General features: G+C 62.8%; 17 protein-coding genes. 6 read left to right on the forward strand and 11 right to left on the reverse strand.

Features of this window, described 5'->3' with window-relative positions; all coding sequences use genetic code 11:
• Positions 1-55: 55 nt before the first annotated feature.
• The 6 genes from IRI77_RS17595 (at position 56) to IRI77_RS17620 (ending at position 6,858) form a co-directional block, all read left to right on the forward strand.
• Entirely contained in the window at positions 56-1,192 is a 1,137-nt protein-coding gene (locus IRI77_RS17595) for a tetratricopeptide repeat protein (protein ID WP_194453340.1), read from the forward strand.
• A 76-nt stretch (positions 1,193-1,268) separates the two neighbouring features.
• Positions 1,269-1,526 (forward strand): hypothetical protein, encoded by a 258-nt coding sequence (locus IRI77_RS17600; RefSeq protein WP_194453341.1) that lies wholly within the window; start codon positions 1,269-1,271, stop codon positions 1,524-1,526.
• 16 nt (positions 1,527-1,542) lie between these two features.
• Positions 1,543-2,562 (forward strand): tetratricopeptide repeat protein, encoded by a 1,020-nt coding sequence (locus tag IRI77_RS17605; RefSeq protein ID WP_194453342.1) that lies wholly within the window; start codon positions 1,543-1,545, stop codon positions 2,560-2,562.
• Positions 2,559-4,193: a CRTAC1 family protein gene (locus IRI77_RS17610; RefSeq protein WP_194453343.1), complete on the forward strand. Its 1,635-nt coding sequence runs from the start codon at positions 2,559-2,561 to the stop codon at positions 4,191-4,193. Before IRI77_RS17605 ends, IRI77_RS17610 begins: the two co-directional genes overlap by 4 nt.
• Positions 4,194-4,302: 109 nt before the next feature.
• The gene (locus IRI77_RS17615) at positions 4,303-4,785 is read left to right on the forward strand and encodes a Rid family hydrolase (protein ID WP_194453344.1); all 483 of its coding nucleotides are present in this window, start codon (positions 4,303-4,305) and stop codon (positions 4,783-4,785) included.
• Between the two features lie 69 nt (positions 4,786-4,854).
• Positions 4,855-6,858 (forward strand): glycoside hydrolase family 97 protein, encoded by a 2,004-nt coding sequence (locus IRI77_RS17620; protein ID WP_194453345.1) that lies wholly within the window; start codon positions 4,855-4,857, stop codon positions 6,856-6,858.
• Between the two features lie 122 nt (positions 6,859-6,980).
• Here the strand turns inward: IRI77_RS17620 and IRI77_RS17625 are convergent, their stop codons facing one another.
• From IRI77_RS17625 to IRI77_RS17675, 11 genes are all read right to left on the reverse strand, one after another.
• Positions 6,981-8,609, reverse strand: coding sequence for a tetratricopeptide repeat protein (locus tag IRI77_RS17625; RefSeq protein ID WP_194453346.1), 1,629 nt, complete (start codon positions 8,607-8,609; stop codon positions 6,981-6,983).
• Positions 8,606-11,785 carry a hypothetical protein gene (locus IRI77_RS17630; protein WP_194453347.1) on the reverse strand — a complete coding sequence of 1,060 codons (3,180 nt, stop codon included), beginning with the start codon at positions 11,783-11,785 and terminating at the stop codon, positions 8,606-8,608. The genes IRI77_RS17625 and IRI77_RS17630 overlap by 4 nt, the downstream gene beginning before the upstream one ends.
• Positions 11,786-11,953: 168 nt before the next feature.
• Positions 11,954-13,096, reverse strand: coding sequence for a mandelate racemase/muconate lactonizing enzyme family protein (locus tag IRI77_RS17635; RefSeq protein ID WP_194453348.1), 1,143 nt, complete (start codon positions 13,094-13,096; stop codon positions 11,954-11,956).
• A 48-nt stretch (positions 13,097-13,144) separates the two neighbouring features.
• Entirely contained in the window at positions 13,145-13,654 is a 510-nt protein-coding gene (locus IRI77_RS17640) for a CarD family transcriptional regulator (protein WP_194453349.1), read from the reverse strand.
• Positions 13,655-13,919: 265 nt separating this feature from the next.
• Positions 13,920-14,753 (reverse strand): sugar phosphate isomerase/epimerase family protein, encoded by an 834-nt coding sequence (locus tag IRI77_RS17645; RefSeq protein ID WP_228486790.1) that lies wholly within the window; start codon positions 14,751-14,753, stop codon positions 13,920-13,922.
• A 40-nt stretch (positions 14,754-14,793) separates the two neighbouring features.
• Positions 14,794-16,623: a hypothetical protein gene (locus IRI77_RS17650; protein WP_194453350.1), complete on the reverse strand. Its 1,830-nt coding sequence runs from the start codon at positions 16,621-16,623 to the stop codon at positions 14,794-14,796.
• Positions 16,624-16,829: 206 nt separating this feature from the next.
• Positions 16,830-17,831 carry a polyprenyl synthetase family protein gene (locus IRI77_RS17655; RefSeq protein ID WP_194453351.1) on the reverse strand — a complete coding sequence of 334 codons (1,002 nt, stop codon included), beginning with the start codon at positions 17,829-17,831 and terminating at the stop codon, positions 16,830-16,832.
• Positions 17,832-17,845: 14 nt separating this feature from the next.
• Positions 17,846-18,640, reverse strand: a complete 795-nt coding sequence (locus IRI77_RS17660; protein WP_194453352.1) for a TatD family hydrolase — start codon at positions 18,638-18,640, stop codon at positions 17,846-17,848.
• Positions 18,640-20,679: a methionine--tRNA ligase gene (gene metG / locus IRI77_RS17665; protein ID WP_194453353.1), complete on the reverse strand. Its 2,040-nt coding sequence runs from the start codon at positions 20,677-20,679 to the stop codon at positions 18,640-18,642. Before metG ends, IRI77_RS17660 begins: the two co-directional genes overlap by 1 nt.
• Before the next feature lie 3 nt (positions 20,680-20,682).
• Positions 20,683-21,831, reverse strand: a complete 1,149-nt coding sequence (gene larC, locus IRI77_RS17670) for a nickel pincer cofactor biosynthesis protein LarC (protein ID WP_194453354.1) — start codon at positions 21,829-21,831, stop codon at positions 20,683-20,685.
• A 2-nt stretch (positions 21,832-21,833) separates the two neighbouring features.
• Positions 21,834-22,553, reverse strand: coding sequence for an SIR2 family NAD-dependent protein deacylase (locus IRI77_RS17675; protein ID WP_228486840.1), 720 nt, complete (start codon positions 22,551-22,553; stop codon positions 21,834-21,836).
• Positions 22,554-22,590: the final 37 nt, after the last annotated feature.

Raw genomic sequence — 22,590 nt, forward strand, 5'->3', positions numbered from 1 at the left:
AACTTCTGCAAAATGTTGCGGTTATCTAACGATAGGCACGTTATACTATTGTCCGATGTGGCGGCTCTTCCTAATCACGTCCTTTTTGCTTCAGCCTGATTCGAAACTAATTCAAACTCGGGTCCAGGAAGCTCTGGCCGCCCTCCAAAGAAATGAACCCGCGGCGGCCGAACGATATCTTCAGGCAGTCGTTCAACTCGAACCATCCAGTGCTCCAGTCTGGTTTTTGATGGCGCAGGCCCAGGCTCGCCAGAACAATATGAAGGCAGCCCTCATCTCCGCCGATAAGGCCGCCCGCTTCGCCGGCAAGGACCCTTCGTTGCTGTACAACTTGGCCCTCTTCAATCTGGAGGCAGGCCGCATGGACGCATCTCTTTCGATAGGTCAGCGCGCTCTCGATGTGGAGGATTCCTCCGACGTCCGCAATCTTCTGGGCCGGGCTTATGAGGCGAAACAGGACTGGAAACAGGCCATCCTCCAATACGCCCAGGCGCGCCGCCTTGCCCCCTATAGTGAAGAGGCAATCTTTCGCCTGGCCCAAGCCCAGATGCAGTCTCAGGACTTTCCCTCCGCCATCTCCACCTTGGAGGACGGCCGCAAGATCTTCGACAAAAGTCCCCAACTGGAACTGGCCCTGGGCGTCGCATATTACGGGCAAAGGCAGTTCCCCAATGCGGTGGACCGGTTCCTTCGTGTCATGCAGTTGGCGCCGGATGTGCCCCAGCCGTACTACTTCATGGGCCGTGTTCTGGAACATGCCGCCAACCGGATTCCGGAGGTGTTGACGCTTGCCGCGCAATTCGAAAAAGCGCATCCCCAAAGCCCGCTCGGCTATGTGCTCCATGCCCGCGCAATTCTGCTCCGGCCCTCGCCCGAAGACCCGGCCGCCGATGATGCACTAGCCGAGTCACTTCTTAAAAAAGCGTTAATTATCAAGGAGGATCAGGCGGATACCCATCTTCTGCTAGGCATGGTTTTTGAGCGCCAGAAGAAGATGGAAGGCGCAACCGGAGAATTCAAACGGAGCGCTGCTCTCAATCCCGCCGACCCTGCTCCTCACTTCCGATTGGCGCGCATTTATGACCGCCTTGGACGCAAAGAGGATGCCCTCCGTGAGCGGGCCCTGCACGAGAAGCTCAGCCAGGAAAGTGGCGCGTCCCTGCCGCCCGATTTGAAAGGGCTTGCAAGATGACCTACCCCTGCTATCATCAACTTGGATCGTCCGCGCCGGCCGGTGGCCGGAGGGGGCGCCGAGGGTTTGAACCGCGATGTCCACGCTCCTCCTCTACTTTCTGCTCGCCCAGCCGGACCAGTCCGCTCGCGAAGAGCGCATCCGGCAGTTGACTTCGCAAATCGCCGAATCCGGCCGCATCCTCCTCGACGCCAAGCCCGCTGACCGTCTGGCCGACCCCCGTCGAACCATCGCCCCCGGCGCACCCCCCATGATCCGTTTCCGGTACTTCGCCGGAGCCGACCGTCACCGTTTCGGCAAACTCGATCTCATGCTCGACGATGCCGGCCATTAGGAATTCGAGGCGCTGCTTGATCCGAGCCACACTGCCCTTCCTCTTCGTCACCCTCGCCTGCGCCCAAAGCGACCCGCTGATTAGCGGCCTTGAGGCCTTCCATAAGGGCGACATGCCCGCCGCTGAACGCAACCTCCGCTCGGCCGCCAAGGGCAACGACCCACGAGCCTCCGCCTTCCTCGCGCTCACCCTGGCCGCCACAGGCCGTTGCGACGAGGCCGCCCCTGCGCTCAAACAGGCGTACCGGAGCCCGAATGCCGAAATCGCCCGCCTGTCCGGACTTGCCTTTGTCCAATGCCGGCTGGCCTCCGGCTCCATCGAGGACGCGGCTGCGATACTCAATGAGCTCAAAGCGAAATTCCCCTCCGACGCCGATGTGCTTTATCAGTCCGCGCGCCTCTATATGCGTGCCTGGAACGACACGATTTACCTGCTGTACCAGAAGGCGCCGTCCTCTTTCCGGGTGAACCAGCTCTCGGGCGAGGTGCTCGAAACACAGGGCCAGTTCAATGAAGCAGCGGCCGAATACCGCAAGGCCATCGCCAAGAATCCCAAAGCGCTGAATCTCCACTTCCGGCTGGGCCGCGCCCTTCTGATGAGCACCCATTCACCGGAGGTGCTCGAAGCCGCACTCCAGGAGTTTCAGGCGGAACTCGCCCTCAATCCTTCCGACTCTGTCGTCCTCTACCAGATCGCCCAGATTTTACAGAATCGCCAGCAAAACCAGGCCGCCGCGGAGAAACTGCAGCAGGCCCTGGAGCTCAACAAAGACTTCCCGGAAGCGCTCATAGCCCTGGGCAAGATCCGCACCGACGAGAAGAAAAACGACGAGGCAATTTCGCTGCTACAGCGCGCCGTGAAACTCGCGCCGCGCAGTGAATCCGCCCACTACAGCCTCATGATGGCCTATCGCAACGCCGGGAAAATGGCCGAAGCCCGCCGCGAAAAAGCAGAACTCGATCAACTCCAGAAAGCGCCCGAAGGCGAGTTCACTGAGTTCCTGAAGAAGCTGGGAGAGAAGCCGCCCGGCCAATGAGAGCGATCCTCCTTCTTCTGGCCGCGGCCGTTGCACCCGCTCCTCCGCCCGAGGCGCCCTTGCCTGAGTTCCGTGACGTGGCCGAAGCCGCCGGCCTGACCCAGGTCTTCCCGAACGGCGGCATGGTGACCAAGGAATTCATCATTGAGACCACCGGCAGCGGGGTGGCCTTCCTCGACTACGATAACGACGGCTTGCCGGACGCCTTTGTCATCAGTGGCGACGGCGCGCTCAGCCGCCTCTATCACAACGAAGGTTCTGGCCGGTTCTCCGACGCTACGGAAAAGATGGGCCTCAGCCGGAAGGGCTGGGGACAGGGCGCCTGCGCCGGCGACTACGACAACGATGGGTTCGTTGACCTGTTCGTCACCTATTGGGGCCAGAACTCGCTCTACCACAACGAAGGCGGCAAACAGTTTCGGGACGTAACGAAAGAGGCAGGCCTTCAGCAGGATCGGGTCCGCTACAACACCGGCTGCGCCTTCTTCGACTATGACCGCGACGGCCGTCTCGATCTTTTCGTGGCCAACTATCTTAAGTTCAGCTTTGAGGAGACGCCCAAACCCGGCGCTAATCCCTACTGCTGGTATCTCGGCCTGCCGGTCAATTGCGGCCCCCGCGGACTGCCGTTCGACCGCAACATTCTGTACCACGCCAACGCCGATGGCACCTTTACCGACGTCTCCGCCAAGAGCGGGGTGGGCCTGCCCGCCCAGCACTACGCCCTCTCCGTCGTCACGGCCGACTTCGACGGCGACGGCTGGCCCGACGTGTTTGTCGCCTGCGACCAGACGCCTTCCCTGCTCTACATGAACCAGCACGACGGTACCTTTGCCGAGGAGGCGGTCCTCCGCGGCGCGGCCTTCGACGACAACGGCAAGGCGATGTCCGGCATGGGTGCGATCCCAGCCGACTACGATCACTCCGGCTGGCTCAGCATCTTCCGCTCCAACTTCTCGGACGAGCGCGAGACCCTCTATCACAATCGCGGCCAAGGCGAGTTTGAGGACATCACCATCTCGTCCGGACTGGCCCACAACACCCGCTTCGTGGGCTGGGGCCCCGCCTTCCTCGACTTCGACAATGACGGCTGGAAGGATCTCCTCCTGGTCAATGGCCATGTCTTCCCCGAGATCGACCGCAAACAGACCGACATCCGCTTCCGCGAGCGCCGCATCCTTTATCGCAATCGCCGCGATGGAAAGTTCGACGATATCTCTGAGCGGGCGGGTCCCGGCATCACGGACCTTCACTCCTCTCGCGGCGTGGCCGTGGCCGACATCGATAACGACGGCGTCCCCGAGATCCTCATCAACAATCAGGGCGAGCGCCCGTCTTTGTTGAAGCTCTCCACGAAACCGGCCGGCAACTGGCTCTCCGTCAAACTCACCGGGGTCAAATCAAACCGCAGCGCCATCGGCGCCCGCGTCCGGGTCACCGCCGGCGGCACGACCCAGACCGACGAGGTGCGCAGCGGCGGCGGCTATATTTCGCAGAACGACCTTCGCCTCCATTTCGGACTCGGCACGGCCGCTCGCGCCGAGTTGGAGATCCGCTGGCCCACCGGCAAGCTCCAGACCACGGTGGTGGAGCAGGTCAACCGTACTGTCTCCATCCAGGAGGCGCCCTAGTGGCCGGGTTGTCACACCCGCGCCGGAACAGTAAGCTGGGGATCAAAGGGGCAGCAGTCGCAACCGGCATCCCGCCGGAATCAGCGCGCCAGGAAAACGGCATCATACAATGACTCAGAACGAAATCATCCAGGCGCTCTCCAGCGCCACCTCCATCGCCAAGTCGAAGATCACCAACACAGCCGTCCTGAACGAGGCATATGACTACGCCAAACCCAGCTCGTTTTCGCGGGGGCTTCGGCTCGAGTTCGGCAACGTTGTGGTTCTACTGATCTCGGGCACCGCCAGCATCGATGAGAGTGGCCGCACCGTCCATGTAGGCGACTTCCGCGCACAGCTCGCCCGCACCTATCACAACATCACCGGACTGCTGGCCGCCGAAGGGGCCACCTGGAAGGACATCGTCAAGACCACCTGCTACCTGCGCGACATTGAGCGCGACTACGAGGCCTTCAACGAAGAGCGCACCCGATTCTTCCAGGAACAGGGACTGGACCCGCTGCCCGCCTCGGTCGGCATCCAGGCCATTCTCTGCCGCTCCGACCTCCTGGTGGAGATCGAGGCCATGGCTGTCTTCCTTAAAGCCGCCTGAACCGCGGCGGGCGGCTACCACTCCGAGAAGGGGAAGCTATATGATTCCTGCAAGGATTGATTCGGACAAATGCGCCTCATTAGCTTCCTCTCGGCCGTTCTTGTGTTTGGCACCGCCGCCGCCCAGACCATCACTTCCCCCGACCAGCACCTCACCATCGCCTTCCAAACGGTCACCCCCGCCACAGCCTCACCCGGCCAGTCTTTGACGGGACTCCCGCCGTCTCCTCAGGGACAACTCGTCTATCGTGTGACGTTCCACGGCAAGGAGTTGGTCGAGTCTTCCGCCCTCCGCCTGGAGCTGAGGGACCAGCCGGCGCTCGGCACGGCGGTCCGCATCGTGAACGTCTCCACATCCTCCATCGACGAGACTTACCGTCTGCCGCACGGGAAAACCAGCACGGCCCGCGACCATTGCCAGGCCCTCCGGCTGGATCTGGAGGAGACCGCCCCGCCAGCCCGCAAGTTCATCGTGGAAGCGCGCGCCTACAACGATGCCGTCGCGTTCCGTTACGTAATTCCTGCCCAGCCCGGACTCAGCGAGTATGTCCTGACCCGGGAAGCAACCGAGTTCCGCATCGCCAAGGATCCCATCACCTACGCCTTGGTCCTGCCCAATTACCGCTCCATGTACGAGAGCGAATTCCTCAAGCTCCCGGCCAGCGCCTTCTCGAACCAGGGCGGCGTCAAAAGCTCCTCGCTCATCGGCCTGCCGCTGCTCATGGAAGTCCCCGGCGTCGCCTGGGCCGCCATCACCGAGGCCGATATGCGGGGCAATGCCGCCATGTACCTCGAGAACCCCTCCGGCAGCTGGGCGGGGCACTACTTCGAATCGCGCCTGGCTCCGCAGGTGGAAGACCCCGCAGTCGCAGTACGCTCCACCCTGCCCCACAACTCTCCCTGGCGCATCATCCTGGTCGGCACGGAGCCCGGCCGCCTCATCGAATCCACCGTCATCACCAATCTGAATCCGCCGCCGGCCATCTCCGACATCTCCTGGATCCATCCCGGCAAAGCCTCGTGGGATTGGTGGAATGGCAGCCAGGGCCGCGACGGCAAGCCGGCCTTCACCACCGAAACGATGAAGTATTACGTCGACTTCTCCGCCCACTCCGGCTTCCCCTACATGCTGGTGGATGCCGGTTGGAGCAGCCTCGACAACATTACCAGGATCAACGGCCGTGTCGACGTGCCGGAACTCGTCAACTACGCCGCCCCGAAGAACGTCAGAATCTGGATCTGGCTGCACTATCGCGGCGTAGTCAAACAGATGGAAGAGGCCTTCGCGATCTATGAGAAGTGGGGCGTCGCCGGCATGAAGATCGATTTCATTGAACGCGACGACCAGGCCGGCATCGACTTCTACTACAAAGTGGCCGAATGCGCCGCCCGTCACCACTTAATGGTCGACTTCCATGGCTCGACGAAGCCCACCGGCATGGAGCGCACCTGGCCCAACGTCATGGGCTATGAAGCAGTGCTCGGCATGGAACAGTCCAAGGCCGGCGCCCGCGACAACCCCGACAGCCACGTCACCTTGCCCTTCACCCGCATGCTCACCGGCCTGATGGACTACACGCCCGGCGGCTTCGAGAACGCCACCAAGGCCGATTTCGTGCCGCGCGGCCTTGCGCCCATGGTGATGGGGACCCGCGCCCACCATCTCGCGATGTACGCAGTCTACGATGCCCCCGTGCAGATGGTAGCGGACAGTCCGGCCGCCTATCGCGACCAGCCTTCGTTCGAATTCATCAGGAGCGTCCCTGCATCCTGGGACGAGAGCAAGGTGCTTGCCGGGCTGCCTGGAGAGTTCATCGTCATGTCCCGCCGCCACGGCAATGAGTGGTTCCTGGGCGCCATGACCAATTGGACCCAGCGGGAGGTGGAAATCCCGCTTTCGTTCCTGCCGTCCGGCTCGTTCACCGCCGAGATTTATGCCGACGCGGCAGACTCCGCCACGTCGCCCAAGAACATCTCGATCCGGAAGCAGGGCGTCGATCGCGCCAAGACCCTGAAGCTCAGCATGGCGCCCGGCGGCGGTTACGCAGCCCGCCTCGCCCCGGCCAAACCCTGAGGCGACAGCGGAGCCAGTTCGCACGGGAAACCGCGCACAAATGCAAAGGCGGCTGGGTTGCCCCAACCGCCCTTTGCTCGCAGGATCCTGTGAGCCTCCTCAAGCCCACCGGACAAATCAAACTAGTCTCCGAAGTAGCCTTGTGCCAGCTCCGGCTTCATCTCCAGCGCCTGCCGCCAGCAGGAGCGCGCTTCCTCGGCCCTGCCCTGGAGCTTCAACGCATGGCCCAGGTTCAGCAGCGCCTCGGGGAAGTTCGGCCGCAGGCCCAGGGCTTCCCGGTACAGCGACACCGCGTCGTCCACATGGCCCTGCTTCTGCAGCAACAGGCCCGTATTGTAGAACAGTTCCGGAGTCCGCTCGCCCAGGTCGATCAGCTTGCCCTGCAGGTCCAGCGCCTTCGGATGGTCCTGGCGCTCGATGGCCAGCGCGGCCAGTCCGCGCATCGCTTCCACGCTGTCCGCCTTCACTGCCAGCGCGGCCTCGAAGCTGCGGATCGATTTCTCGTTCTCGCCGATCTGCTTGTAGCCGAGGCCCAGGTTGATCAGCGCCTCCAGCCAGTCCTTCCGCTTCGCGATGCAACGCTCGAACGCCTGAATCGCGTTCATCGCATCGCCGCGGGTCAGTTGCAGATAGCCCAAACGGAACCAGGCATCGTCCCATTCCGGATTCTTGTGCAGCAGCCGTCCGTACATCTCTTCGGCTTCCGCCGTCTGGCCCTGCTCCTCGAGCAGGCCCGCCAGGTTCGACAACACTTCCGGCGTGTCGGACTTCAGCCGCAGCGCGCTCTCGTAGGATTCGCGGGCGCCCTTCGGGTTGCCCAGGTTTTGCCGCACCACGCCCAGGTTCGCCCACGTCTGCGGATGCTCCGGCTTCAGCCGCGCCGCCTCGACGTACGCCTTCTCCGCCTGGTCGTGCTTGCTCAGCTTCTGATACGCCACGCCCAGGTTGTACCAGCGCTCAAAGTGCTCCGGCGTCAGTTCCACCAGCTTCGCGCAATACTTCGAAGCCGCTTCATAGTCTTCCGCCGCGAACGCGCACCAGGCCAGGCCTTCCAGCGCGGCCTGCGAGAACGGCCGCAGCGTGAGCAACTTCTCGCTCATGTCGCGGACGAGGGCTGTGTCGCCCTTGCGCATGCCGATGTGCACGATGTTCGCCATCGGCTCTTCGGCGTTGGGATTGGCTTCGATGATCTGGCGGTACAGTTCCAGTGACTCGTCGTAGCGGCCCAGAAGTTCCAGCGCCACGGCCTTGCCGAACAGCGGGGTCTCTTCGTTGGGCGTCTTGCCCAGGCACGCGTCGAAGCATTCCAGGGCCTTCTCCGCGCTGCGCGTGTGCAGCAGGCAGATGCCCAGGCCCAGTTTCGCATCCATGCGCTTGGGGTCGCTCGACAACGCGCGTTGGAAATTGCTCGCCGCCTCGTTCCAGCGGCCCAGCTTCTCCTGGCACACGGCAAGATTGAAGTACGCGGAGGTCGAGTTCGGATCCAGCCCGATCAACGACTCGTAGCTCTTGACAGCCTCTTCGTAAAGCTCCAGCTCAAACTGGATGTGGCCCTTGGCCGAGTACACCTCGCGCGGCGGATCACCTGATTCCACAGCCCGGTCCAGCTCCCGCAGTGCTTCCTTGCCCTTGCCTTCCAGATGCAGCGCCACCGCCCTCGCCAGCGCGGTTCCGCCGTCGATCGTGGCCTGAATGTCTTTTGTTTTGTTCGAGTCCCGCATAGAATCCGCCTTTTCGCGCTTTCCGCTCATTCCGTCTTCCTCCCCTCGGCCTGCACGTTGTACGGTGCCAGGAACGCACACAGTCGCCCCAAAACGTCGTATTGATGGGTCACTTCCACCCATCGCAGATAGCTCTTGTCGCCCTTCGGGCTGAAGAAGCCGATGCCTCCGCCTTCCAGTCTCGAGTCGCTGAAGTTATCCACTACCTGGCTCTGAATGTAGGTCGTGAACGAGTCTCCCCGGACCTCCATCTTCACCAGATACAACGTGTCACTGTGAACCGGGAATGGAAGCGGTAGGGTTTTTGTGCCCACTTCCTTCCCATTGATCACTGCGTATCGCACCACGCTGGCTTGGGGAAGCGGTCCGGTCTTCGTGATGACAATCCGCATCGCGTAATAGTTCTTGTTATCCGTCGCGCGGAACACCCAGTTCAGACTGCGCCGTTCAATCTGTCCAAGGAACTGCATCGTGTAGTCCCTCATGTTGACCGTCGGCGAGTACAACGCCAGCTGTCCCGGTTCCAGGAAGGAGGCTTCGCCATACTTCCAGGTCTTTGCCCAGCCGTCGGATCCATGCCAGGAACCGAGGCCTCCACGGAAATCGTCATACAGCTTGATCGCCGCCCGGTCCAGAATCACCTTCTGGATCGAGTTCAATTCGCCGCCGATCACCGAGTGCGCTCTGCTGTCTGCAACAGGTCGCCCTGTTTCAGACTTCGGCGGAGATGCCTTAAAGCTGTAGACTATCAATGCGAGAATCAACGGCAGGCCCACCGCCACCCACTTCAGGTCGGAGGGCGCATGCGCCCAGAATCGGCGCCCGGGCAGCTTCCGCGTGTCAAACCGCAGCAGTCCGGCTGAGTGCTTTGCCGCTCGCTCCGCGTTCGCCCGCCGTGGACCCGAGCCGTCCGCCTGGTCGATCAGCAGCCGCGACTTCGGCCGCAACGGTTCCGCGGACAGCGAATCCGGCCACAGGCCATGGTCGTCCGCCCTGCTGAAGTGCGGCTTGGCCGCCGGTCCGGTCTCGCCGCGCCCGGCGTAGATGCGCAGTTGATCGCATTCCGGCGGGCCAGTCAGCTCCCCGGCCTCCAGCCGCTCCGCCTCAACGGCCGCATCAACAGCCGCCGGCTGCGCCTCTCCGGCCAGCGAAGCGGCTGCGGCCACCGGCGCCACGGCCTCGGCTGCCATCGCTGCCGGATACACGCCCGCTTCAGTTTCGAGGTTCGCCCGCTGCTCTACCACCGTCCACTGGGAAACCGCCGCCACTGGCTCTACCGTCTCCCCTTCGGGCCTGACTGCCTGCACGGCCGCCAGGGCTTCGACCGCCGCCGGCTCGGCTTCGGCCAGGACTGGAGACACAACCGCCTCTGTTTGCAGCGATTCCATCCCGGCGTCCGGCGGTGCCGGAGGTGCAGCCATCGCCAGCTCCTCCGCAACGGGAGTCCCTTGAGCCGGCTCGTCAGTCTGGGCCGCCAACGCGGCCACCGGAACGCCTTCAGCCTCCGGTTCAGCCGCCAAAGGCAGCGCAGCCGCCTGAAGCCCGGAGTCGGAGATTGGAGTTTCAGCAGTCAAGGCTTCCGCGGCTGGCTCCGGCGCCAACTCCCTTATCGCCATTTCCGCCGCGAAGGCCGCCGCAAATTCGTCCTGTGCTGAGCCTGATATCGCGTCCGGCGCTTCATCGTCGATCAGCGGCCGCACGACTCGCACGAACACAGCTTCGCCAAACTCTTCCGCCGCCAAACCGCCGGCGGGTTCCTCGATCTTCGGCGCGCTCACCACCGGATCGGGCACTGCGGGCCTGAACCGCCCGCTGGGCATGCATGGGGCCGCGGCAGCATCCAGAATCCCGGACCCTGGCGCCTCGGCGGGCAACGGCCGCGCCGCACTCAGCGCCGCGCAGACCTCGATCCCACGCAACGTGTGGTCCTGGGCCAGGTCGATTCCGCCCTGAAGAAGGACAAGCGTTTGCGGCTTGTCCGGCATCCGCTCACTCGGCAGGGCCTCCACGGCAATCTGCCCAAAACCGGCCGCCGCGGCCATGGCCCTAAGCTTCATCCGCGCCGTACGCTTGGACGTCGCCATCACGGCCTCAGGCGGCGCGGCGTTCCACAGCGGAAGGGCCGGTTCCAGCAGCTCACACTGCGCGGTGATCTCGGTTTCCGCAAGCAGCGGCTGTACCGTCAGCGCACCAGGACCGGGAATCCTCGCCATTTCGGTTTCCGTGCGGAGCTCCGCGCCGAAACGGGGCGACGGATTCGCAGGCAACGCCGGATCCTGTTCGGCCCCCCAGCCCGGCAAGGCAAGCGGGACTTCCAGTTCTGGCAGGGCAATGCCGCAAACGGAACCACGCTCTAGTGCTGGCAGCGCTACAGGGAGCAGCGCCTCGGAGATCGGCAGGGGATCCGCATCGGGCTCCGCTGCGCGATCCGCCACGATCGCCGGCAAGACCGCCCAGCGTTGCGGCGGGTGAGCCGTATTCAGCTCCACTTCCGTGACCGTGCGCACCGGCACGGGTCCTGCAATCGGACAGGCCAGCGGCAGCAGTGCGTCCGCCAACCCCAGGGATTCTGGCGCCAGGGCATCCTGTCGGTCGGGAGCCACCGTCCCGCAAAAAAGAACCGGTATACAGGCTGCCCCGGCAAAATCCGCAATCTCCGCCGGCGTCTCCCGGACGACGGCGGCCATCGAAAGCCCAGTCTTTGTTGATAGACGCGCCAGGCCCGCTGCCTCGGGCTCCAGTTCGGGCTGGACCGGCTTGGCGCCGGCGGGCAGCCGAATGCCCAGGCGGAAGAGTGGATTGAGAACCACCTGCCGGGCGTTGCGAGCCAGGGGCGAAAGCTCCAGGCCCAATCTCAGCCCTTCCGGCGCCTCAAACCCTTGATGCTGCAGCGCCACCTGGCAGCCTGGCTTCGAGCTGCTCAACTTCGGATCAAAAGGGAGTGCGTGAGGGACGAATAGGACCTTGCGTCCATTCGGTTTAAACCATTCGGCGATCGGGCGCGCTTCCGGCACCGCCTGCTCCGCCTCGGCCACCGCGGCCTTGGTTCGCATCACGGGCTTCGGAGCCGGTTTTGCCATCGCGGGCCGCTCTATCCGGTTCTGCGATTCAATCAGACGGGCCAGCGCCAGATCGCTCTGTTGCTGTTGGAAGATCTGCCGGTGTTCAGCCGTGCAGAACTCTCCGTCCGAGAATTTTCGCAGCAAGGATAATCGCTTGCCGCAGTGCAGACAACGCATGCGTCGATCCGTACCCTTCCATCACAATAATCGGCACGCTTTAAAGTGAAGACTATGCGCGATAGCGCTTAGTTTTGGGGTAGGTAGACTAAGGCTCAGCCCAAGTACTAGGTGCGTTTACCTAGAGGATCCGCCTCATGCCGGATACTGGCGGGTTTCTACGTCATCCTGCTTCAGCCGGTCCTCATTCAGGCGAACACCCAGCCCAGTGCCTTGCGGCAACGGCAGCCAGCCGTCCACGGGCAGCAGCTCCGAATCCATAAGGCCTTTATATTCATCCAGGTAGTGCCGCCGGACCGTCTCGCAGATCCGCAGATTCGGCACCGCCGCCGCATAGTGCGCGCTGGCCCAGTGCAGCACCGGCCCGCCGCAGTTATGTGGAGCCACTGGAAGGTATTGCGCCTCGGCCAGCACCGCGATCTTGCGCCCCTGCGTGAAGCCGCCGCACCACGCCAGGTCGGGCATTACTACCCGCGCCGCCCTTAGCTCCAGCAGCTCACGAAACTGCCAGATCGTCATCAAACGCTCGCTCAGGTATAGAGGCAGGCTCGTCGCTAAGGCCAATTCCCGGTAGGCCGCCATATTGTCCTGCGGCAGCATCTCTTCCAGCCACATGGGTTTGAGCGGCTCCAGCGCCTTGGCAATCTCGATGGCGCAGGGCAGATTCCAGAAACCGTGGAACTCCATCGCCACTTCCATGCTGTCCCCAAACTCGGCCCGGATCGCCTCCAGGCCCGCCAACCCGCGGCGCATCTGCTCCGCCGTGATCCAGTTTCCGCCCGTCTCCTTGGCAATCGGGTCGAACGGCCAGATCTTCATCGCCCGCACACCCATCTCCCTCAACGACCGCGCCAGTTCCACCGGCTGCGTCAGGAAGTCGTAATGGTCATAGCACGTGTTGTAGATCCGGATCCGGTCCCGGCACGGCCCGCCCATCATCTTATAGATGGGCTGCCCCGCCGCTTGCCCAGCCAGGTCCCAAAGCGCAATGTCGATCGCACTCATCGCCCGCATCTCGGCGCCGGCCCAGCCGCTATAAGCGACCTCGAGAAACAGGTCGGCCCAGATCTTTTCAATGGCAAGGGGGTCGCGGCCGATCAACAGGGGGGCCAGGCGGTCGAGGATCACAGCCTGTTCACTAGCGGGGTGGGGATACGTCTCGCCTAAACCAATCAATCCTTCATCGGTATGAATTCGAACCCACAACCAGCCGATGGGGCCTGCGTGCACGGTCAAACCGCGACGCAGGCGCACCGTTTCGACTTTTGTAATCTTCATCCTTGAAGGATTCTGGGCGGACTAGCTACCAAAGCTGGCCTGGGAGGGTTACAGGGGCTCTGGGAACTTTAAGTTGGACTTCGAAAGCGCACGTCCTAGTACATCTGCCGCCTCGGGCTCTTTCATAGCCCGCGACGTCGCCAGTTCGGTCACCAGCATGATCCGCGCTCGGTCGAGCATCTTCTTCTCGCGGAAAGACAACGGCTTCGCGGACTGAAGCCTGACCAGGCACTTCAGAACCTCCGCCACTTCGAGCAGACTACCGCTCTGCATCTTGGCGGAATTTTCCTTGAATCGATCTTTCCAGTCCTGGCAACTCTTGCTTTCGCCGGTTGCCAGATAGTTGAGGACCTTGGTGATCTCACCGTTCTTGGTCACTTTGCGCAGGCCGACCACGTCGACATGCGAGAAGGGAACCATAACGGTAAGACTGTTATAGGAGAGACGGAGGAGATAAAACTTCTCGGATTGAATGCCGAAGGAACGAGAGCTGATGTTCTCGATTGTGCCCACCCCATGGTTCGGGTAGACCACCTTCTCACCGACTTGAAAGGTCATGCACGGACCTCGCTGCCACTATCCTGAGGTTGTAGATAAATCTACATTACGGTAGATCCCAACTGTAAACTGCCTGCACCTGAATGTCAATGGGAAAGAGTGGCAAAGCTTTCATTCGCTGGCATTTACCCTAGTTAATCCGAGCTGACATTACAGCTGCCGACGTTACATTTCAGACCACCAAGTCCTCTGTATACAAAGATACCACACCCCGCAAGTGTTACCTTCGTCGTGACTTTGTAAGGGGTTACGGCAAACCCCCTTGTCACGTCATTGACTTGCGAATGAAGTCAAGATTCCGCTTCATGTCGTTAGCGATCACGTTGGACGGCGAACCCGTCTCCAGGTTCGCAAACCCGGTAAACCCAAGGGCCATGATTCGGTTCATGACTTCCGGGAAGTTAATGCTCCCTTCGCCCAGGTAACCCTTGTCCTTCAGGTGGAATTGGCACACCCGCGAGGCCCCCAGCCACGGGATCTCCTTCAACACATCGAACCCGTTGTTGGTCGAATTCCCTACGTCGTAGTAGACTTTCAGGTTCCTGCTCGCCACCCGCTCCAGGATCCGCACGTTGTCCTCGGCCGAAATCGTATCTTCCAGTCCGAGCAGGATCCCCGCCTTCTCCGCTTCCTTGGCGTACTCCTTCAACGCGTCCCCGACATACTCCTGCTCCGCCCGCGTCTCCAACGCGCCCTTCCCGAAAAACGGCAGCAGCACCACCTTGGCGTTGAGCTTCTTCGTGATCGGGATCGAATCCCCCACCCACTTCTGCCCCAGCTTGTCGTTCTTCAGGTAGTTGACGTGCAGAATGTCCAGGCAGGTCCCGGCCAGGCCAATCTTCTGCGCCTTCGCCGCCGCGACGTATTTCCCAATCAGCTCATCGTTATCCAGCGGCAGCTTGCCGTCCACCGGCTTCCGGCCCAGGCTCACTTCGACGCCCTCGAATCCAAGTTGCGCCGCCGTCCCAACCGCCTCCACCTGACCGGTCATCCGTAGATTCCAGTCCGTCACTCCGATCCGGAGCTTGCTTTTGGCCCCGCTCAGAACAGTGCCCGAAACAAGGGCCGAGGAAACGAGGAACTGCCGGCGGTTCAGCATGGATAATGCACCTTTCGATAGTGTTGAGCCAAACAGCAGCTTAGCCCACTGGAAAGCCCGGCGCAATGCCCGCCAATAGCCTGTTTTCCAGTCTTGGTACTGGACGCGCATCCCCCTGGAAATCCGCGTTGTGCTGCTCCACGGTCTGCACTCGGGTCGAAGCCGCCAGCTTCAGTTCACCCCACTCCGCACGCAGTACAGATCCGTCTAGTTTCGAAACAGGCATCGAATCGGGGAATGTGCCATCCCCATCGGCCATCTCCAGGGCGAATGCGGCATACGCCGCCCGCACCTCGCTCCATCGCACCCGCTTCGGAGCATCGACCGGCTTCAGGTCCAGCGTCACCGTCACACTCTGTGTCGTCTTCGACACCTTCAACTCGGGCCGGTGCGCCCCCCACCGGGCATCCAGCACCCGGAACCGCAGTTGCAGCCCCTTCGACTTCACGAACACCGTGTTCTCGATCTGCTCCGTCGTGAACGCGTCCAGCCCTTCGATATCGAACTCGACGAACAGCCGCCCGCAGTCGAACGCTCCGTCCTTAATAGGATCCAGCGAGATGTGCTTGTCGCCGCCCGGACTCCGGAAGTTGATCATGCCCAGCACCCGCGGACCCCGCTGCGTACTGAAGAACAGTGCCGACGAGAAATCGTACCCGTCCTTCACCACCCGCAGTTGCACCGTCCGCGCCGGCCTCGAATCGTCCCCAAAGAACCCGATCAGCGGCCGCCGCTGCACCCAGAAGTCCCCGCGATTCACCGTCCCCATCGAGAAGTCCTTCGAGAAATACGTCGTCCCGGCCGTCTCGGGCTTGGCCAGGAACAGCTCCCTCTGCTCGCGATCCGGCTCCGCCTTCAGAAACCGGTCAGCCAGATCCACCGGACACCGGTACTCGTGAATCCCCGTATCCCCGTCATCCGTCCGGTTCTGCGGAGTCACCAGCTTCAACCGCCCGCCCAGCGCCTTCTCCAGCCACGCCGGATACCCAATGTCATTCCGGTAACAGCGGCTCATCGGACCCGCGAACTGCTTCCGCGCCGCGTCCCAGTGCGCCGCCATATGCAGCCACAACCGCCGCTCCAGCAGCGCCGCCCGCCGCTTCGCCTCTTCATCCTTCACGAACATCCGGATCCGCGTCAGTGCCGTCAAACTCACCAGCGCATACGTCGGCGAGTTGTACTCCGCAAAACTGCCCGTCTCATCAATCGCCTGGCACAGCCGCACCATGCGGTCCTTCGCGTAGACCCGCAGCTCTTCGTCGTTCAGCAGCTCCGCCGCCGCCTGCGTCACGAACGTGCCCTTCATCGCGATGTTCGTATACGACATCGACACGTTCCGCCGCTTCACCGAATGCGCCGCATGCCGGATCGACTCCCGCACCCGGCCGCGCAACTCCGCCCCCAGCTTGCCCCCGTTCCGGAACTCGATCACCAGCAGCAGCGACCCGTTGAAGTCCGCCCAGTTCCAGTCCGCCGGAGCCATCTTGTCCGGAGGCTCCTCCATATACCAGCCCCAGAGCCCGTACCACTTCGATTCCGGATCCACCACCTGCAAATTCAGGACGCGATCCAGGATCTCCTTCGCCCGCTCCACCCGCTCCTTCGAACCTTCTTCGAGCAGGAACAGCGCATACGCCAGCGAATCCCGGGTCGGATGCGCCCGGCACTCCCGCATCTTCGTGTGATAGCGGTACTCCGGCCCCAGGATCACCGAGATCATCTTATGTTCGGGATCGAACTTCTCATCGGAGATCTGGACGGATTTGCGGACCAGCTCGCGGTCCCACTTCGCCGGCCACCCGGCTTCAGGCGTAGCGCGGCCGCAGGCGGTGAGCAGCAAAGGAGCAGCAGCAAATTCCCGGCGGTTCATGGTGCCGTCACCAGTGTAAGTGTTTGGAAACCCGAACGGCGCCGCGAATTGAGCCGCGACCTTGAGCCGCGACCGTAAGGGAGCGGAGGAGCAACAAAGAGTCCCCAACCAGCCACCGAGGGGCGAACGCAACCCACCCCGTCTCGTCCTCAACCCACCAGTGAGAAAAAACCCCAGTCCCGGAGCGTAAGCGACGGGCTACCCGTCTACCGGTCCCGGTCCGCCACCAAATCGGTAGCCGCAAACAGCGCCGTCCGCGCCGGACACTCATTGAACGTCTGCAACAGCGTACGAGCCTTCGCCGTAAACTCATGCGCGCGCACCCGGGCCCGTTCAATCCCGTGATGCTTATCGAGAATCCCCCGGATCTCCCCGAAGGCAACCTTCTCGTAGTTCCCTTCCTTCAGCACGATCTCGACCTTCGCCCGATCCCCCGGACTCGCATCCTGCAGCGCATAAATCAGCGGCAAGGTCACTTTGCCTTCCCGCAGATCGTTCCCCACCGGCTTCCCGAGAATCGACTCCCTCGACGTGAAGTCCAGGATGTCGTCCACCAGTTGGAACGCCATCCCCAGGTTCCACCCGAAGTCGCCCAGCACCGTCTGTTCCGACTCCGTCGCCTCGGCCGCAATCGCACCCAGCTTGGTGCAGGCCGAAAACAGCGTGGCCGTCTTCCGGTCCATCAGCTCCATCGAATCCGCTTCCGTAATGTCGATGCGCCCGATCCGCTCCAACTGCAGCAGCTCGCCATCCACCATCTGTTGCGTCAGCGTGATCAGCAGGTCCAGCACTTCGAAACTGCGCATGCGCAAGGCAATCTGGAACGCCTGCATGTACAGCCAGTCGCCGGCCAGAACGGAAGTATGGTTCCCCCACAGAACATTAGCCGAGGGTTTGCCGCGCCGCGTCTTCGCGTCATCAATGATGTCGTCGTGTACCAGCGTCGCAGTGTGGATTAACTCCACAACGGCCGCCAGGCGGATCGCTTCCGGCGACGGCTCGCGGAACAGCCGGCACGACACCAGCAGCATGATCGGCCTAAGCCGCTTGCCGCCATTGCCTTGCAGGTACTGCGCAATCTGCGAGACGGCATCCACAGAGGCCACCGACTCCAGGCGAAACTCCTGCTCCACCTTCTCGAGATCTTTCGAGACGAGGCTTAGAATTTCACGAGTAGTGAGTGCGAGACCCAGCTTGCCGGTTGCCATCGACTGACTCAAGTTTATCCGTTGCGCCTGCCTGCCTGCAAACACAGACGCCGCCAATTCTCCGATGTTTGCTCCGCCAGCGCCTCAAAAGAGACCCCGCGCAGCTCCGCAACCCGTTTCGCCGTCTCCACGACATACGCCGGCTCGTTGCGCTTCCCCCGGTACGGGATCGGCGCAAGATAGGGCGAATCGGTCTCCACCAGGATCCGGTCCGCCGGCACCATCCGCGCCGCCTCATGAATATCCGTGGCCTTCGGGAATGTCACGATCCCCGAAAAACTCACATGGAACCCCAGGTCCAACGCCTCCTGCGCCTCCGCCGGACCACCCGAAAAGCAGTGGAAGATCCCGCCCAGCTCCACCGCCCAATGCTCGCGGATCAGCGCCACCGTATCCGCCCAGGCCTCCCGGGTGTGAATAATAATCGGCTGCCCGGCCGCCCGCGCAATCTCCATCTGCCGCACGAACACCCGCTGCTGCACGTCCCTCGGCGAGAAATCGTAGTGGTAGTCGAGCCCGATCTCCCCCACCGCCACACACTTCGGATGCGCGGTCAGCGCGATCAGCGCCGGCCACGTCTCCTCCGTCACCTTCGCGGCTTCGTGCGGATGCACCCCCACCGTCGCGTAGATAAACGGATACGCCTCCGCCAGCCGGATGCCCGCCTCCAGATCCGGCGGACCGTCGCCCGTCCCAATCGCCACCATCAACTCGACCCCGGCCGCCCGCGCGCGCTCAATCACAGCAGGGCGGTCCTCCGCGAACCGCTCCCCGTCCAGATGGCAGTGGCTGTCGATCAGGCTCGTCATCACTTCAGGCGCGCGCCCACCGGCACGGACTCCAGGAACGCGGCCAGCACCGGCGACCCGTCTTCCAGCGAAGCGGCCACAATCATGCCATTCGACTCAATCCCGCGCAGCTTCCGCGGAGCCAGATTCGCCACAATCACCACCTTCCGGCCCACCAACTGCTCCGGCTCATACGCCTTCGCAATGCCGGCCACGATGGTCCGCGGCTTCTCTTCCGCCACATCCAGCGTCAGGTGCAGCAGCTTGTCCGCGCCCTTCACCTTCTCGGCGGTCAATACCTGCGCCACTCGCAGATCCACCTTCACGAAGTCTTCAATCGTGATCACCGGAGCCAGCGGCGGTACACCCGCCGGCGGCGTCCAACCCGTGCCAGGCGTGGCCGAGGCCTCAGTGGCGGCAGCGGGTTCAGCAGCCACCGGAGCAGCAGCCGGCGTGGCAGCAGGCGCAGCAGCCTCAGCCGCCGGAGTTTCCGTCTTGCCTAACAGAACATTGATGCGATCAGCTTCCATATCGTCGATTTCCTGAATTCTGTCGATTGCGGTCTTTGCGTCGATGCGCGGGAAAATCCCCTCCGCCGGCTTGATTTTCTGCCCGGCCGGCAGGTCGCCCCACGCCAGCGTCGTCGGATTCGTCGTCGCCAGCTCCGTCGTCATCCCCAACTGGCTCCACAGCTTCTGCGTCGCGTCCGGCATCACCGGATGCACCAGCACACAGATGAACCGCAGCGCCTCGGCCACGTTGTACAAGGTGGCCGCCAGCACCGCCCGGCTCTCCGCATCCTGCTTCTTCGCCAGCACCCACGGAGCCCGCTCCACAATGTGCTTATCCAACCGGCTGATCATCGACCACAGATTCTCCAGCGCCCGGTTGAACTCAAAGCGGTTGAACGACTCCAGGTATTGGTCCCGCGTCTGCTCAGCCAAAGTATTGAACTCGGCATCGCCGGCGCTCGCCGGAATCTCGCTGTTGAAATATTGCCGGATCATCGTCAGCGTCCGGCTCGCCAGATTGCCTAACCCGTTCGCCAGGTCCGCATTGATCCTCGTGATCAGCACGTCGTAGCTGAAGTTCCCGTCCTGCCCGAAAGGAATCTCGCGCAGCAGGAAATACCGCAGCGGATCCGGCCCAATCACCTGCCGCAGCGGCTCCGGCCGCACCACATTCCCCCGCGACTTCGACATCTTGATCGAGTCTTTGAGGATCCACCCGTGCGCCAGGATCTTCTTCGGCAGCGGCAGGTCCGCCGCCATCAGGAACGCCGGCCAGTAGATCGCGTGGAACCGCAGGATGTCCTTGCCGATCAGGTGCAGGTCCGCCGGCCACAGCCCCTCGTCCTTCACCGCCGACAGGTAGCTGATCAGCGCATCGAACCACACATAGAAAACGTGGTTCCCTTCCACCGGCACCGGGATGCCCCAGGCGATGTTCGTCCGCGTGATCGACAGATCCCGCAGCCCGCCCTTCACAAACGACACAATCTCGTTCTTGCGGTACTCCGGCTCCACCCAGTCGGGCTGGCTCTCATACAGGGCCAGCAGCCGGTCCTGGAACGCCGACAGCTTGAAGAAGTAGTTCTCCTCCGTCACCGTCTCCGTCGGACGCCCGCAATCCGGACACGGATCGCCCGGCTGCGCATCGTTCACATACAGTTCGTCGTTGACGCAGTACTGCCCCGTGTACGTGCTCGGATAGATATACCCGTTCGCCCGGCACCGCTCAAACAGCCACTGCACCGTCTTCTGGTGCTGCGGATCCGACGTGCGGATGAACCGGTAGGGGATCTCGAACTTGTCCCACTGCGCCTTGAACTCGTTCGACAGCTCCGTCGAAAAGTCGAACGGCGACAGGCCCTTCTTCCGGGCCGCCCGCTCCACGTTCTGGCTGTGCTCGTCGCTGCCCGTCACCAGCAGCGTCTCTTTCCCGAGCATCCCCTGGTAACGGCGGATCGTGTCCGCCGCCATGGTGGCATACGTCGTGCCCAGGTGGGGCGCCGAATTCACGTAATAGATGGGCGTAGTGAGATAGTATTTCCCGGACATGCGCTAGTTCCTGTAAGCCGCGATCGCGGCCGCGTAAATCGTCTTCAACGGCTGCCCCGTAGCCTGGGCCAGCTCGCGGCAATCTTCAAATTCGGGCGAAGCCGTACCGTTCCCGGCCACCTTCACCCGCACCTGCCCGAACGGCGTCTCCACCTCGACATGCTTCCGTGGCTCCACTCGCCGCTCCGCCTGCGTAATCCTCAACCCAAAGGTCGACGTCTCTTCCAGAATCAGGGCCGCCAGCCGCTCCTGGTCCGCCGGCATCGCCAGCACCTGCATCAACGTACCCGGCCGCTGCTTCTTCATGAACACCGGCTGCAGCGTCACATCCAGCGCGCCGGCGCAGAACAGCCGGTCCATCGCGTAGCCCAGCACCTCCGGCGACGAGTCATCAATGTTCGCCTCAATCACCGAAATCACCGTAGCCTCGCTGGCGTTGTGATTCGACCCGATCAGGATCCGCACCACATTCGCCATCCCCGGGAAATCCTTCGTCCCCGCGCCGAACCCGCCGCGTTCAATCGTCATCGCCGGCATCGGCCCGAAGCTCTTGCCCAGCGCCGAAACAATCGCTGCACCCGTGGGCGTCGTCAATTCGGTCTCCGGACCCCGCGCATACGCCGGCTTCCCGCGCAGCAGCAGCGCCGTCGCCGGAGTCGGCACCGGCATCACCCCGTGATCCGCCGTAATCGTTCCGCTGCCTGTATTGATGGCCGAGCAGTGCACCGACTCCACCCCCAGCAGGTGGAACCCCAGGCACGCCCCCACGATGTCGCAGATGGAATCCACCGCGCCCACCTCGTGGAAGTGGACCTTCTCGATCGATGTCCCGTGGACCCGCGCTTCCGCCTCGCCCAGCACCTGGAACACCTGGATCGCGTTCGTCTTCACCGCGTCCGGCAGCATCGCCGCCTCGATCATCTTCACGATATGCGGCAGGTGCCGGTGCTTCTTCTGGTCCTCGAACTCGATATCGAACTTGGTGGCCGCGATCCCCTGGCGCTTCGTCTTCTCGAAGCGGAACTTAGCCGCCGTCCCGAGCGAATCCAGCCCCGCAAACAGCGCGGCCGTATCAGCCCCGGCATCGATCAGCGCGCCGACTGTCATATCGCCGGCAATCCCGGCAAACGCATCAATGTAGGCAAGTCTCATGGTTAATCTTTGGAAGCCGACTCGATCAGCAGCGGCAGCAATTCGCCGGAAGGCCCGCGAAGCGAAATGGCCGCCGCGCCGCTGAGCGGCGTCTCCTCCGTATTGATCTCAATCACCCGAACCCCGCGGCTTCGTGCCAGCGGAGCCAGGCTCGCAGCCGGATACACCACCGAACTGGTCCCGGCCACCACCAGCAGTTCGCACTCCGAAACAGCAGCCTCGGCCTGCGCCCAGGTCGCGGTCGGCAGCGACTCCCCGAACCACACCACCCCGGGCCGCAGCAGCCCGCCGCACGAGCAATGCGGAGGAATCTCCGGCAGCGGCACCCGCAGATCCGTAGTGATCCGGTTACAAGCCAGGCACAGGACCCACCAGATATCCCCATGGATCTTGAGCACCCGCTGGCTCCCGGCCCGGTTATGCAACCCGTCCACGTTCTGGGTAACGAGCGTCAACCCGGGCTTCTGTTTCTCGAGCTCAGCCAAAGCGTAGTGCCCCAGGTTCGGCCGGCAAGCGGCGATAGTCTCCCGCCGCCAGTTGTACCAGGTCCAGACGAGGGCCGGATCCCGATGAAACGCCTCGGCGGTAGCCAGATCCTCAGCCCGAAAGTTCCGCCAAAGCCCCTCCGATGCCCGGAAGGTAGGAACCCCGCTTTCAGCGGAGATCCCGGCCCCGGTAAGCACAGCAACGCGAGACGCCAAGCGCAGCCAATCCCGAGCCACCGACAACTGAGAAGTCTGGATCAACCCCCATTATCGC

It is taken from the genome of Paludibaculum fermentans (assembly GCF_015277775.1).
GTDB lineage: Bacteria > Acidobacteriota > Terriglobia > Bryobacterales > Bryobacteraceae > Paludibaculum > Paludibaculum fermentans.

Bases quoted from the DNA above. Each gene is read 5' to 3' on its own strand.
- IRI77_RS17595 (WP_194453340.1), top strand. From the start codon at position 56: ATGTGGCGGCTCTTCCTAATCACGTCCTTTTTGCTTCAGCCTGATTCG.
- IRI77_RS17600 (WP_194453341.1), top strand. From the start codon at position 1,269: ATGTCCACGCTCCTCCTCTACTTTCTGCTCGCCCAGCCGGACCAGTCC.
- IRI77_RS17610 (WP_194453343.1), top strand. From the start codon at position 2,559: ATGAGAGCGATCCTCCTTCTTCTGGCCGCGGCCGTTGCACCCGCTCCT.
- IRI77_RS17615 (WP_194453344.1), top strand. From the start codon at position 4,303: ATGACTCAGAACGAAATCATCCAGGCGCTCTCCAGCGCCACCTCCATC.
- IRI77_RS17620 (WP_194453345.1), top strand. From the start codon at position 4,855: ATGCGCCTCATTAGCTTCCTCTCGGCCGTTCTTGTGTTTGGCACCGCC.
- IRI77_RS17625 (WP_194453346.1), bottom strand. From the start codon at position 8,609: ATGAGCGGAAAGCGCGAAAAGGCGGATTCTATGCGGGACTCGAACAAA.
- IRI77_RS17635 (WP_194453348.1), bottom strand. From the start codon at position 13,096: ATGAAGATTACAAAAGTCGAAACGGTGCGCCTGCGTCGCGGTTTGACC.
- IRI77_RS17640 (WP_194453349.1), bottom strand. From the start codon at position 13,654: ATGACCTTTCAAGTCGGTGAGAAGGTGGTCTACCCGAACCATGGGGTG.
- IRI77_RS17645 (WP_228486790.1), bottom strand. From the start codon at position 14,753: ATGCTGAACCGCCGGCAGTTCCTCGTTTCCTCGGCCCTTGTTTCGGGC.
- IRI77_RS17650 (WP_194453350.1), bottom strand. From the start codon at position 16,623: ATGAACCGCCGGGAATTTGCTGCTGCTCCTTTGCTGCTCACCGCCTGC.
- IRI77_RS17655 (WP_194453351.1), bottom strand. From the start codon at position 17,831: ATGGCAACCGGCAAGCTGGGTCTCGCACTCACTACTCGTGAAATTCTA.
- IRI77_RS17660 (WP_194453352.1), bottom strand. From the start codon at position 18,640: ATGACGAGCCTGATCGACAGCCACTGCCATCTGGACGGGGAGCGGTTC.
- metG (WP_194453353.1), bottom strand. From the start codon at position 20,679: ATGTCCGGGAAATACTATCTCACTACGCCCATCTATTACGTGAATTCG.
- larC (WP_194453354.1), bottom strand. From the start codon at position 21,831: ATGAGACTTGCCTACATTGATGCGTTTGCCGGGATTGCCGGCGATATG.